8 protein-coding genes are annotated in these 13,404 nt (G+C 69.6%); 5 read left to right on the top strand and 3 right to left on the bottom strand.

The window, feature by feature from the left end; genetic code table 11:
• Window positions 1–688 precede the first annotated feature (688 nt).
• Window positions 689–1,696, bottom strand: coding sequence for a hypothetical protein (locus tag AB0J87_RS63515; RefSeq protein WP_363985635.1), 1,008 nt, complete (start codon window positions 1,694–1,696; stop codon window positions 689–691).
• Window positions 1,697–2,158: 462 nt separating this feature from the next.
• Window positions 2,159–3,475, bottom strand: coding sequence for a lysine 2,3-aminomutase (locus tag AB0J87_RS63510; protein ID WP_363985633.1), 1,317 nt, complete (start codon window positions 3,473–3,475; stop codon window positions 2,159–2,161).
• Between the two features lie 178 nt (window positions 3,476–3,653).
• Between AB0J87_RS63510 and AB0J87_RS63505 the strand changes: the two genes are divergently transcribed.
• The 5 genes from AB0J87_RS63505 to AB0J87_RS63485 all read left to right on the top strand — a co-directional run bounded on the left by AB0J87_RS63505 (window position 3,654) and on the right by AB0J87_RS63485 (window position 11,291).
• Window positions 3,654–4,211: a DUF1707 domain-containing protein gene (locus tag AB0J87_RS63505; protein WP_363985631.1), complete on the top strand. Its 558-nt coding sequence runs from the start codon at window positions 3,654–3,656 to the stop codon at window positions 4,209–4,211.
• A gap of 507 nt (window positions 4,212–4,718) precedes the next feature.
• Window positions 4,719–5,738 carry a phosphate acyltransferase PlsX gene (gene plsX, locus AB0J87_RS63500; protein ID WP_350742567.1) on the top strand — a complete coding sequence of 340 codons (1,020 nt, stop codon included), beginning with the start codon at window positions 4,719–4,721 and terminating at the stop codon, window positions 5,736–5,738.
• A 40-nt stretch (window positions 5,739–5,778) separates the two neighbouring features.
• Window positions 5,779–8,115 (top strand): HAD-IC family P-type ATPase, encoded by a 2,337-nt coding sequence (locus tag AB0J87_RS63495; RefSeq protein ID WP_363985629.1) that lies wholly within the window; start codon window positions 5,779–5,781, stop codon window positions 8,113–8,115.
• Entirely contained in the window at window positions 8,112–9,839 is a 1,728-nt protein-coding gene (gene argS / locus AB0J87_RS63490; protein ID WP_363985627.1) for an arginine--tRNA ligase, read from the top strand. The genes AB0J87_RS63495 and argS overlap by 4 nt, the downstream gene beginning before the upstream one ends.
• A gap of 162 nt (window positions 9,840–10,001) precedes the next feature.
• Window positions 10,002–11,291, top strand: coding sequence for a hypothetical protein (locus AB0J87_RS63485; RefSeq protein ID WP_363985625.1), 1,290 nt, complete (start codon window positions 10,002–10,004; stop codon window positions 11,289–11,291).
• A gap of 988 nt (window positions 11,292–12,279) precedes the next feature.
• Here the strand turns inward: AB0J87_RS63485 and AB0J87_RS63480 are convergent.
• Window positions 12,280–12,663, bottom strand: coding sequence for a cell division protein SepF (locus AB0J87_RS63480; RefSeq protein WP_350742559.1), 384 nt, complete (start codon window positions 12,661–12,663; stop codon window positions 12,280–12,282).
• Between the last annotated feature and the right edge of the window lie 741 nt (window positions 12,664–13,404).

The raw sequence follows: 13,404 nt of genomic DNA, 5'->3' as shown, positions 1-13,404 counted from the left end.
AGCCACGTGCGGCGGGTGGCGCCGCCCGTGCTCCGCCGTACAGGATGGGGGTTTCGCCGGCCCCCGGGCAGCGCAAAAGAACGGCCTCCACAGCCAGCGCATGAAAAAGCCGCCGACCCCAGATACCGGGGTCGGCGGCGGGCTCGTGCGACGCCGCTGCCCTGCAGTGGCGGCGCGCTGCGCGAGCCAGGGCGTGGGCGCGTCCGCCCAGGCCTGTCATGAGACCTGCCCGCTTGCGCGGGGTCTCGCCACCCACGCGCGCCAGTGCCGTCGGCGCTCGGCACCTGTGAGCGCCCCGCCGGCCTGCCGCGCCGGTGCGAGAACGTCCCCAGCCAGCCCCCTGCCGCGCCGCAGCGCCGGTGTTCCCAGTCAGCCCCCGCCGACCTACCGCACCAGAGTGACGGCACCGGGCCTGCCGGGCGGGAACTGGCGGCACGCGGACCGCCGTTCCAGCACATCGGCACGCGACGCGCCACGTCGCGGCGACGACACCGGACCTGCCGCGCCAGAGCGCCGGCAGCCGTCCGGCCCGGGAAAGGGAACACGCCGTTCAGGGAACAGCTGAGGCGCGCGAACGGGACCGCTTCGCAGCCGGTACGGCCGGTTCATGGGCGTCGGCACCTTGGACGCCCGCGAACCGTCATCCCGGCCCTCGGCGAGCCGCCGCTCTACGGCGCCTCGATCGCGTCTAGTCGCGAATCCAGGAGTCCCGCACCGAGCTCGTCAGCGAGTCGGTGGACCATCCGAGCGCGGTCAGCACGTCACCGTAGGTGCCGGTGGCCTTGGTGCCGTTGGCGGACACGACGCCCGAGGTGTCCTCGACGAGCGGCGTGAGCTCGTCCATGGAGGCGGCCTGCGCGGTGCTGGGCAGCGCCTCGATGACCGGAGCCATCTCGACCGGCGCGACCTGGCCGATCATCGGCGACAGCCGGCCGCTCGCCGCGTGCGGCAGGGCCCGCCGGGCCGCCTCGCCGAGGCCGGCCACGATCGACTCGGCCGACAGCGTCTCGACGCCCTTGCTGGTGCCGCTCATGGTCTTGGCCGTGGCCGCGCTGGTGTTCAGCAGGCTGGATCCGGTGCCCGGCAGCACGCTGTTGTTGTTCAGCTTGTTCATCGCGTCGCCGAAGGACGTGTTGAGCAGGCCCGTCGTCGCGTCGTATGCGCCGCGCAGGGTGTCTCCCTCGCTCACGACCTGGCCGCCGCCCTGCTTGCCGGACTTCACCGAGGTCGCGACGGGCTGTGCCATGCGTGCCGCGCCCGACAGGACGGGCACGGGCAGGGACTCGGTCAGGCCCCCGCCGCCGAGCGAGAACCCGCCGACGATCGGCGACAGCTCCGGCAGCGGACCGCCGAAGTTGGTGACGTCCTCGGCCGCGTTCGGCGTGGTGGAGTACCTCTGCCGGTTCTCTGCTGCGATGTCCCGCTCGACGTCCGTCATCGGACGGCTGGGCTGTGCCGCGGACTTGCCCTGAAGGCCGCCGCCCAGCAGCCCGTTCAGCTGGCCGCCCCCGATCAGCCCGCTCAGCAGGCCGTCGTTCAGCAGGCCGCCGCCCAGCAGGCTGTCGAGCGGGCTGTTGGTGCCGCCCCCGTCGCTCCTGACGCCGTTGTTCCCGACTTCCGCTTGTGCCGGCACGGCCAAAGCCGCCGCCAGGCCGAATACTGTGACGGCGACAGCCGCCTTGACTACTCGATTCATGATTGCCTTCCCGGCTCGTGATCGATCGCTCTCGAATGCGGTGGAAATGCGAATCGATAACCCCCGAAAGCCGTGGCGGGCGCGCTATGGGCACCACACGAAGCGTGCCGTCACGGCTGAGCTACGCCAGCAGTTCTACCACTCGCGGTGATCGGCCGCAGGCGCATGAAAGCCCATGTAGCAGGGGTTTGCAGGCCGGTTACCGAGTAAAGGGAGAGCGTTGAGCGGGGAGACAAAACGGGAAATAGACGGGTCTAGTTTCCGATATTGCGCGCGCTCGGTTCGGCATCACGAGCGCGTCGGTTCGGATCGCGTACGGGGAAGCTTTGGATCGCGTACACGAAAACTTGGAGCGGATCCTGGGAAATTTACGTCCCCGGCGGCCCGTGAACAAAGGGTCGCGAAAACAAATGTCACGGGCCGCGGGGGCGGATTTTCGGTCGCGTGGGCGCGGACGACCGGTCAGGCGGGCAGCAGCGCGCCGGCGGGCTCGAACGGGAATCGTTCGGCGAAGGCCGGGCGCAGATCCGTCAGCCAGACCGCCGACGGGTCGTAGCGCGCGAAGAACGGCCGCCCCACGAGTGAGGGGTCGCGCGCCTGGATGAAGTGGAGCATGAACACCTGCTCGCCCGCGATCTCGGTGACGCCGTCGACGCACACCTTGCCCGGCGTGGCCGACATCGACGGCCCGCGGACCGTGCGGCAGAGCCCCGAGACGGTCGAGTACGCGTCCCTGAAGACCTCGTAGGCGCGCGCCAGCGGCACCGCGAAGTAGTCCTGGGGCCCGGTGTCGCGCTCGATGAACATGTAATACGGAATCATCCCCATCCGGTGTTGCCGCCGCCACATGTGCGACCACACGGCCGGGTCGTCGTTGATGGACCGGATCAGCGGCGCCTGGGTCCTGATGGTGGCCCCGCTGCCGAGGATGCGCTTGACCGCCGACTCCACCAGCGGCGACTCCAGCTCGCGCGGGTGCGTGAAGTGCGCCATGAACGCGAGGTTCTTGCCCGCGTTCACCACCTCCTCGAACAGCCCGAGCGTGGCGTCGGCGTCAGGGTCGGTGGTGAAGCGCTGCGGCCAGTAGGCCAGCGCCTTGGTGCCGATCCTGATGGACTCGAGCTGCTCCAGGTCCAACAAAGGCTCGATATATCGCCTGATGACGGGCTCGCCCATGATCATCGCGTCGCCGCCGGTGATCAGGACGCTGGTGACCTCGGGATGCTGGCGAAGGTAGGCCACCATCTGGCCGATGTCGTCGGAGGCGAACTTCAGGTCCGCGTCCCCGACGAACTGCGCCCATCTGAAGCAGTAGGTGCAGTACGCGTGACAGGTCTGCCCCTGCTTGGGGAAGATCAGCGCGGTCTCTGAATATTTGTGCTGCATGCCGGGCACCGGCTCGTCGCCCATCCTCGGGACGTTGAGCTCCTTCTGGCCGGCGGGGTGCGGGTTGAGCTGGGCACGTACCCGGTTCGCCTCCGCCTGGATCTCGACGTTCGGCGCCTCGGCCTTGAGCAGGTCCGCCAGCCGGGCTACGTCGGTCGCGGGAAGCATGTCCTCCTGCGGGAAGACGAGCCGGTAAATCGGGTCGTCGGGTGCGGCCGACCAATCTATGAGTTCATCGACGACGTAGGCGTTGGTCCGGAACGGCAGCACAGTGGCGACGGCGCGGACCTTCAGCCGCTCATCGTCGCCGAGCCCCGCACGCTTCAAGAGCTCGTCGAGGTGCTTGGACGTGTACGCCTTGAAGCGTCGCGTGCCAGCTTGGTTCAAGATCACTAGGCCGTTCCCATCTTTTTTGTTCGATCGCGTGTAAACCTCACGACCTTGTCGCGCGTCTACGGTTCTTAATACCCGGACGCTGTCAGGCACGTCAGCGGTTCCGCTGGACTCCAAGTTTTCCTTGAGGTTTGCGGGCACTCGCGACATATCGCGAATAGGCATACACTGATTTATCGTGATCCATGACCCTGACCAGCGGGCCTCAGACGCCGACCGCGACCGCGTGGCCGCGGTCCTGTCAGAGGCCCTCGCCACAGGAAGACTCACCAGCGTCGAGCACGCCGACCGCCTGGACGTCGCCTACGCGGCGAAGACGGTGGGCGAACTCGTCCCCCTCACCCGGGATCTGCCCGAGGTGTCCGCGTCAAACGTGCCCGCCGCCATCGAGCAGCAGGTCATCGACTCGAAGTTCAGCAAGATCGTCCGCAAGGGGCGGTGGGTGGCCTCCCGCAACACCCGGCTGTCCGCCCGGTTCGGGGCGCTCATCATCGACCTCTCGGACGCGGTGCTGCCCGGCCGCGAGATCACCATCGAGACGAACGCCTGGTTCAGCAAGCTGATCGTGCGCGTTCCTGACAACGCGCACGTGATCGACGAGGGCAGCTCCATGTTCGGCAAGCGCAGCGTGACGGGCGGCTCGCAGGCCGACGGGCCGCTGATCCGGGTCACGGGGGCGTCGAAGTTCTCCAAGGTGATCGTGTCGCGCGGGAAGGACGACTGGAACCTCCACTGAGCGGGCGTCTCGGGAAGCCCATGTCCCGTACGCCCGACCACGCCCGTCACGGCCCGACAGCGACACCGTCCCACCACCCTCCATCCCACGGGCCCGACGGTCGTACGCCGTGCTTCAGCGGGCCCGGCGGTCGTCCACGCGCCTTCTCGAACCCCGACGGCCGTACACCGCGCCCTCGCGGACCCGACGGCCGTACACCGCGCCCTCGCGGACCCGACGGCCGTAGGCCACGCCTTCGCGTGCCCGGGGGTCGCGGCCGCAAGCGCCGAGCCCCGGTGCGGCAAGTCCGAAGGGGTCGCGGTAGGCGCCGGGAGGTGATCCGGGCGACCGGGGGCGAGGTGTGGGGAGCGGGCCGGGTGGTCGGCGAGACTGGAAGGGGCCCTCGGGGGAACCAACAGGGCCTACCCGCCGGTTAACCTGGCACCTGCCTTGCCTACGATGCGGACATACCGAGCCCGCGTTCCGGTCAAGCCGTGGCGGCGGGCTCGATGCCGTACGAGGTGATCATTGTCCGACAGCAGGCCCATCGCGATCGACGCCATGGGCGGCGACCACGCACCCCACGAGATCGTCGCGGGAGCGGTGCACGCCGTGCGGGAGCGCGGTCTGTCCGTCGTGCTCGTCGGCTCGCCCCGCGTGCTCTACGAGGCGCTCGCCGACCACGACGCCACCAAGGAGGTCCCGATCGTACGGGCCGAGGAGGCCCTGGCGATGGACGAGGGCGCGCTGGCGAGCCTGCGCCGGCCCCGCTCGAGCATCGCCGTCGCCTGCCATCTCGTACGCCGCGGCGACGCCGGCGCGGTCGTGTCCGCGGGCTCGACGGCGGGTATCGTGGCCACCGGCCGGCTGCGGCTCAAAGGCCAGCAAGGCGTGCTGAGACCGGCCATAGCGGTCCCCATCCCCACCCTCCCCAACCCCACCGTGCTCATAGACGCGGGCGCCAACGCCGAGGTCAAGCCGGAAATGCTGGTGCAGTTCGCCCAGCTGGGGACGGCCTACGCCGAGCTCGCGTACGGCATCGAGACGCCCCGGGTCGGCCTGCTCACGATCGGCAGCGAGGCCGAGAAGGGCAACAAGCTCGTCAAGCGCGCCCACGAGCTGCTGCTGGCCTCCCCCGGCCTCCGGTTCGAGGGGAACGTCGAGGGACACGACCTGCTGACCGGCAAGGTGGACGTGATCACCACCGACGGGTTCACCGGGAACGTGGCGCTGAAGACCATGGAAGGCGCGGTCCGCTACGCGTTCTCCGAGCTCAGGGCGGCGGTCACCGACAGCAGGCTGGCCAGATTGGGAGCCGCGATGCAGCGCTCGCGCATCCGCGAGCTGCGCCGCCGCCTCGACCCCGAGGCGTACGGCGGCGCCGTGCTGCTCGGCCTGAACGGGACCGTCGTGATCGCCCACGGCTCGTCCAGGGCCGACGGGATCAGCGCGGCCTGCAAGCTCGCGGCCGACCTGTCCGCGGCCGGAATCGTGGCCCGCATCGGCGACAAGACAGCCACCACGCCTCGCTCCCACAGATTGTGGTGACGCCGTAGGGTGTGACCGATCCACAGAAACAGGGGGTTATGTGGACCGGCTCTCCACAGCGGCCAACGGACTCACTTCGGCGCAGGTGGTGGGGGCGAAGCCCAACCACGTGCCGCGGCGGTCGAGCAGGTCGCTGAGCGCGATCGTCAGGGCGAACGTCTTCACCCTGTTCAACCTCGTCATCGGCGTGCTCTGGGCGCTGGTCCTGATCTTCGGCGAGTGGCAGGACAGCCTGTTCGGCCTGGTCATCGTGGCCAACGTGCTGATCGGCATCATCCAGGAGCTCCGCGCCAAGCGCACGCTCGACAAGCTCGCGGTGATCAACGAGGCGCCCGTACGGGTCCGGCGGGACGGCGGAGAACGGCTGGTCCAGCCCCGCCAGGTGGTCTTAGGCGACCTGATCCTGCTCGGCCCCGGCGACCGCCTGCTGGTGGACGGCGAGGTGATCGAGTCCGACGGGCTGGAGGTGGACGAGTCCCTGCTGACCGGCGAGGCCGACCCGGTACACAAGCAGCCCGGGGACGAGGTCCTGTCAGGCAGCTTCGCCGTGGCGGGCGCGGGCGCGTTCGTGGCCACGCGGGTCGGCACCGACGCGTACGCGGTGAAGCTCGCGGAAGAGGCGAGCAAGTTCCACCTCGCCCACTCCGAGCTGCGCGAGGGCGTGGCGAACTTCATCAAGTACATCACCTGGCTGGTCATCCCCATCGGGGCCCTGCTGATCTACAGCCAGCTCAAGCACTCCGCCGACTTCGGCACCGCGATCACCGGCGCGGTCGCGGGCATCGTCACCATGATCCCCGAGGGGCTGGTGCTGATGACCTCGATCGCGTTCGCCGTCGGCGTCGTACGGCTGGGCCGGCGCAAGTGCCTGGTCCAGGAGCTGCCCGCGATCGAGGGCCTGGCCAGGGTGGACGTGCTGTGCCTGGACAAGACGGGCACGCTCACCGCCGGCGGCATGGACCTCGACCAGGTGCTGCCCCTGCGCGACGGCCACCCGGTCGAGGACGCGCTGGCCGCCCTGGCCCACCTCGACCACTCGCCGAACGCCACCGCCCAGGCCATCCGGGCCCGCTACCAGAACGCCCGGGACGGGTGGACGGCCGGTGAGACGGTGCCGTTCTCGTCGGCGCGTAAATGGAGCGGCGCTCACTTCGGCGAGCGGGGCGCGTGGATGCTGGGAGCGCCGGACGTGCTGCTCGACAGTGGGGACGCCTACGACCGGGCCGCCGAGCTGGCCACCACCGGTGCCCGCGTGCTCGTCCTGGGCCGCGCCCGCGCCCTGCCCGCACCTCAGGCGGCCGAGGAGCGCACCAAGCCGGACAGGGCGCCCATCGAGGCGGTGGCGCTCGTCACGCTCAAGCAGCGCGTCAGGCCCGACGCCCAGGAAACCCTCCGTTACTTCGCCAAGCAGGGCGTAGCGGTCAAGGTCATCTCCGGCGACAACCCCACCGCGGTCTCCGCCATCGCCACCGGCCTCGAGATCCCGGACGCGCACCGTTCGATCGACGCCCGCGACCTCCCCTACGACGACGAGGCCAAGCTGGGCGAGCTGCTCGACTCCCACACCGTGTTCGGCCGCGTCAGCCCCCGGCAGAAGCGGCAGTTCGTCACCGCGCTCCAGGCCAGGGGCCACACCGTGGCCATGACGGGCGACGGCGTGAACGACGTGCTCGCGCTCAAGGACGCCGACCTCGGCATCGCGATGGGCGCGGGCAGCCCGGCCACCAAGGCGGTCGCGCAGGTGGTGCTGCTCGACGACAAGTTCGCCACGCTGCCGCACGTCGTGGGCGAGGGACGGCGGGTGCTGGCCAACATCGAACGCGTCTCCAACCTCTTCCTCACCAAGACCTTCTACGCGATCGTGCTGTCGCTGCTGGTCGGCGTGGCCGGGGTCATGTTCCCGTTCGCGCCCCGCCACTCCACCCTGACGAACGCCCTGACCATCGGCGTCCCCGCGCTCTTCCTCGCGCTCGCGCCCACGTTCGAGCGCTCGAAGCCGGGGTTCGTCCCCAGGGTGCTGCGCTTCGCCGTACCCGCAGGGGTGTTGTGCGCGGCGGCGGTGCTGCTGTCGTTCTGGGCCGCTCACAGCGGCACGTCCACGCTCGTCGAGGATCAGACGTCGGCGGTGATCACGCTCTTCCTCACCACCTGGTGGGTGCTCGTGCTGATCGCCAGGCCGCTCAACTGGTGGCGGATCGCGCTGGTCGCCTCGATGGCGGCGGCGTTCGCGATCGGATTGACGATCCCCTTCGTACGGCACTTCTTCGCCCTCGAACCCGGCGACCTCAGCAACGATCTGACCGCCGTCGGCATCTCGATCGTGGCGGCGGTAATGATAAGCGTCGCTGTCAAGGTCGCCGGTACCCTTAGAACATGACCGACCCGCAGATAATGCTCACCGAGCGCGTCCAGCAGGCGCTGGCCCGCGCGTTCGGCTCCGAGCACGCCGACGCAGATCCGCTGATCCGGCCCTCCCAGTTCGCCGACTTCCAGGCGAACGTCGCGATGAGCCTGGCCAAGCGACTGCGACGGGCGCCGCGGGAGGTCGCCGAGGCGATCAAGACGGAGCTGTCCGACTTCCCCGGCACGATCGAGGTCAGCGGCCCCGGTTTCCTCAACATCACCCTCGAAGACTCGTGGATCGAGTCCGAGGCGAGGCGGATGCTGGCCGACCCGCGGCTCGGCGTCGGCACGATCACGCCGTCGCAGACCGTGGTGATCGACTACTCCGCGCCCAACGCGGCCAAGGAGATGCACGTCGGCCACCTGCGCACCACGATCGTGGGCGACTCGCTGGCCCGCCTGCACGAGCACCTCGGCAACACCGTGATCAGGCAGAACCACCTGGGCGACTGGGGCACGCCGTTCGGCATGCTCATCGAGCACCTGCTCGAGATCGGCGAGGAGGCCGCGGTCGCGCAGCTGGAGGCCGGCCAGGGCACGGAGTTCTACCAGGCTGCGCGGGCGAAGTTCGACTCCGACGACGGCTTCAGGCAGCGCGCCCGGGTGCGGGTGACCACGCTGCAGTCGGGCGACACTGAGACGATGCGGCTGTGGCACGTGTTCATGGAAGCCACCGTCCGCTACTTCAACAAGGTCTACCAGCTGCTCGGCGTGACGCTGACCGATGCCGACCTCGCCGGCGAGAGCATGTACAACCCCATGCTCCAGAAGACGTGCGACGACCTCGAGGCGGCCGGGACGGCGGTGATCAGCGACGGCGCGCTCTGCGTGTTCCCGCCCGGCTTCACCGGCTCCGACGACAAGCCCCTGCCGCTGATCATCAGGAAGAGCGACGGCGGGTACGGCTACGCCACCACCGACATGGCGGCGATCCGCTACCGCGTCCACGACCTGAAGGCCGAGCGCATCCTCTACGTCGTGGGCAACGAGCAGGCGCTGCACTTCCGGATGGTGTTCGCAGGGGCGCGGCTGGCGGGCTGGCTGCCCGACTCGGTCTCGGCCGAGCACGTCCAGATCGGCATGATGCTGGGCAAGGACGGGCGCCGGTTCAAGACCCGCTCCGGCGAGTCCGTCAAGCTGATGGACCTGCTCCAGGAGGCCGTCGACCGGGCCACGGCGGCCATCGCCGACCGGGGCTACGACGAGGCCACCACGCAGGAGATCGCGCACGCCGTCGGCATGGGCGCGGTGAAATATGCCGATTTGTCGGTCAGTCACGACAGCGAGTACGTCCTCGACTTCGACCGCATGATCAGCTTCACCGGCAACACCGGCCCCTACATGCAGTACGCCACCGCCAGGATCCGCTCCATCTTCCGCAAGGCGGAGATGGCTCCGGCCGACGCGACGGGCCCCATCGTGCTGGCCGCACCGGCCGAGCGCGCGCTGGGCCTCCAGTTGCTCGGTTTCGGCGAGGTGGTCTCCCAGGCCACCACCGAGTCCGAGCCACACCGGCTGTGCAACTTCCTGTTCCAGACCGCCAGCCTCTTCAGCACGTTCTACGATGAGTGCCCGGTGACCAAGGAAGGCGTCGACCCGGAGACCAGGCAACACCGGCTGGCCCTGTGCAAGCTGGTCCTGGACGTTCTGGAAAAGGGGCTCAACCTACTAGGTGTCCCCGTTCCCGAGCGTATGTAACAGGCAGTTGGCTCAAAGCCCGCAGATCCGCCGTGGGCGCGCCTTCACCTGGTTGGCGCGCCCGAACGGCTAGGCTTTACGCGGTCATGAATTGAGGCCGAAATGGGGGAGTTCTCTGCCTTGAGCACGGACCTTACTGCGAGCCCCCCAGCGGCTACGGAGTTGCATCGCTACGCTGAGGCGCTGCTCGCTCACCTCGCCGCCAAGGGCGCCGCGCCTCCCGCCGCACCAGGTTTTCGCGATATACCCGGCTATTGGCTGCCCCCGGCCATCGAAGCGCTGGTCGCCATCCTCGCGGGCGACGACCCGCTGGAGCCCCTGAGCAGGGCCGCCGGGCGTGACCAGCAGCAGACCGCGCTGTTCCTCTGCCTGGCCCTCGCGGTGTCCGGGCAGGGCAGCCGCATCCACGCCTCCTGGCTCGGCACCGCCTTCGGCGAGCTCTCACTCGACCGGCCGGTCTCCCACGGCCAGCGCTCGCTCTGGCTGGCCGCCGCCCGGGGGGCGTACGGCCCCGCCGGCAAGATCTTCGTGCTGCGCAAACTCGACGCCCTGGCTGTCCAGGAACACGCCGACCCGGAGCAATGGGTGCAGGCTCTGGTGCCGGGCGAGCCGTCGGTCGTGGTGCCGCCATCGCTGGTCGACTTCCCGGAGATGGCCGAGATCCCCGAACTGGCCAGACCCGCCATGGCGGCCGCCCGCCTCGCGAGACTGCGCGGGCGATGCGCCGAGATCACCTCGACGCGGCAGGCCGATCAGGACACCGCCATCTCGCTCGACAACAGCTCGGGCAGCCCGGCCTCCAGCTGGGCGGAGGACGAGCCGCTCGCCATCCTGCGCTTCCTGATCGGCCTCGGCGGCCCGGCCGGCCCGATGGCCTCGCTCAACTCGTACCTGCTCGAAGACCTCCGCCCCGGCTCCGACCCGCACCTGGCGGCGATCGCCCTGCACGTGGCGGGGCCGATCCTGCGCGGCGTGGCCGAGGAGCTCGAAGCCGACAGCCGCCTCGCGCCGCCCACCACGCTCACCGTCGCCCTTCTCGGCCACCGCATCCACCTGCGCCCGGAGGGCCCGGAGGCGTCGTCGCTGGCCGCCGCCGAGGCCGCGCTCGTCGCGGACGGCGTCATGCCCCGCCCCCGTCCGTGGGCGGCCATGGTCCTGATCGTGGCCGGCATCGCCTGCCTCGTCGGGGCGGTCATCTCCAGCCGCCTGTTCGCCGCCGCCGCGGTGGCCATGATCGGCCTGGCCGGGTGGCAGCTCTGGCAGCGCCGCAAACTCGTCGAAGCCGACGGCCGGTACGTGGCGGCGCAGGTCAGCGAGCTGAAGGAGCTGGCGGAGGGGGCGGTGTGGGCCCTGCACGCGTACGCGAGGGAGGCGGACGAGCGCGCCAAGCAGGCCACGGAGGACGCAGCCGAACTGACCCGCCTCATCCGCCGCGGCCCCCGCGCCAGCTGACCCCACTCCCCCGCAAAGGGCCGCTGCCGGCTCACTTACGGCCATCGGACTGAACGCTCCGCTCATCGGCGCGCGTGAGACGCAGGCTGGACGCTCTCGCTCATCGGCGCGCGTGATGCGGGCTAAACGCTTCCGCTCATCGGCTGCCTGACATATGGGCAGGGCGCTCATGATCGCCGGCTGCGTGAGAACCCGACAGGACGCTCGCGGTCGCCAGCCGCTTGGCGAACGGACGGAGCGCTTATGGTCGTCGGCCGCACGAGATATGGACAGGACGCTTGCGGGTCGTCGGCCGCTTGACGGACGGACAAGGCGCATGCGGAAGTCGGCCGCTTGGCGATGCGAACAGGACGTTTCCGACCGCCGGTCCACTCGGCCAACGGCCTGGCGGGTTACGTCCAACGACCCCACACCCAACGCACTGGACGCTCACGGGCATCGGACCGCTCGGCCATCGGATCGGTCCTCACGGGCATCGGCCCCGCGACCAACCGGGGCGGGCGCTTGCAGCCATCGACCCCATGGCGAACGGACTGCACGTTTACGGGCATCGGCCGCTCGGCCATCGGACCGGACCTCACGGGTATCGGCCCGCCACGGCCGACGGGCGGACTCTCCCAGTTATCGGTCCTTTGATGACCGGACTGGACGCTCACGGGCATCGGGCCCTCGGTGAACGGGGTCAACACTTACGGTAATCGGCTGCGGCGGCCGTCCAGGCGGAGTGCCGTGGACGGGTGGCCTGTCAGGAAGCGCGCACCGATCAGTAGACAGCATCTGGGCTGTTCAGGGGGCTGGTCGTCATCGGGAACCCGCCCAGGGGCCAGCGGACCGCGACTCGCTGGCGGCCCGCCTGAATGGCCCAGGTCGGTGGCGCATTGACCATCCGCCTCCGTACCCGGCCACCGGCTCGACCCCGCCGGGCGGTCGTGGTCAGCGCAGCCCGCCTCTGCGCGCCGACCACGGCCCAGCGGCCCGGTTACCACACTCAGGTGGTCTCGATCTCCACGTGCGCCGGCGCGAGCAGGAAGACGCGGTCGGCGATGCGCTCGATCCGCCCTTCGCACCCATAGGCCAGCCCGGCGGCGAAGTCGACCATCCTCGTCGCCTCAGGCATAGCCATGCCCGAGACGTCCATGATTACCGTCTGTCCGTCACGGAAGTGCTGGCCGATCAACGGCGCGTCGTTGTACTTGAGCGGCTGGACCATCACGATTCGTGACGAGTCGACGTTCGCGCGCCACCGCCTGGCGGCCCGCTCGGTCGCGGGGACGTACTCGTCCTCGTAGTTCTCGTCGTCGTCATAGCCTTCGTCGTAGTGATCGACCCCGCTCAGGCCAAGGTAGCTCACCACCTTGCGCACTGCCCCCATCGGCTTGTCCTTTCCTCAGGAACTCACCGTAATCGGCACGTCCCTACACATTGGACGGTAACCGACGATTCCGCATTCGCCACGCGACACGCCCAGCCCTAATTCCATTTTGTACAGCTTGCAGCCCGCTTGCATCTGGATATCCGACCACCGCCCGCCAACGGTCACGTGCGCCTCTCCACTGTCGACGCCTTCACCAGCCAAGGCTTTCCAGCCTAATCGCGCGGCGCGCTGCCTGCTGGGCTCTCCGGTTACTCGTGGTCGGATGCAGAGAGTAGCCATCGGGATGAACCACGCAGAGCCCCGCCAATTCGCCCTCGCCGACTCCCTCTCCCCGCCGGAAGTCACTCTCTGTGGTCGCCCGCCGAGCCAGCATGATGCCGATCCTCTATTCGACTGTGGTCGCCAGCCGAGCCCGGCCGATGCCCGTCCTCTATTCAACGCAGGCGACGGAGCCGGCACTCGAATTCGGTGCAGGGGTGCAGACCGAGGAGGTGACGGAGACGGCGGCAGGTGAATTCGGTGCGGGGTGCAGACCGATGCGCAGCGGCGTGGATGGGCGCGACGGCATACGTATGAGAATGCGGCGCCCGGGCCAACGCCTCAGGCGCGTGGACACGCGTCCTGGGCCGTCGGGTGCGGGCGGGCAGCCGGCCGCGCGAGGGAACGGCTCACAGCCCCCCATCACAGCCGGCACAGCACACAAAAAAAAGGGGGTCCGACGCCCAAGGCGTCGAACCC

The organism is Nonomuraea sp. NPDC049625, assembly GCF_040675285.1.
Classification (GTDB): domain Bacteria; phylum Actinomycetota; class Actinomycetes; order Streptosporangiales; family Streptosporangiaceae; genus Nonomuraea; species Nonomuraea angiospora_A.
This window is presented reverse-complemented; position numbering and strand designations above follow the sequence as displayed.

What these genes read in the sequence shown, in the direction of transcription:
- AB0J87_RS63515 (WP_363985635.1), bottom strand. Translation starts at nt 1,696, where the DNA reads ATGAATCGAGTAGTCAAGGCGGCTGTCGCCGTCACAGTATTCGGCCTG.
- argS (WP_363985627.1), top strand. Translation starts at nt 8,112, where the DNA reads ATGACCGACCCGCAGATAATGCTCACCGAGCGCGTCCAGCAGGCGCTG.
- AB0J87_RS63480 (WP_350742559.1), bottom strand. Translation starts at nt 12,663, where the DNA reads ATGGGGGCAGTGCGCAAGGTGGTGAGCTACCTTGGCCTGAGCGGGGTC.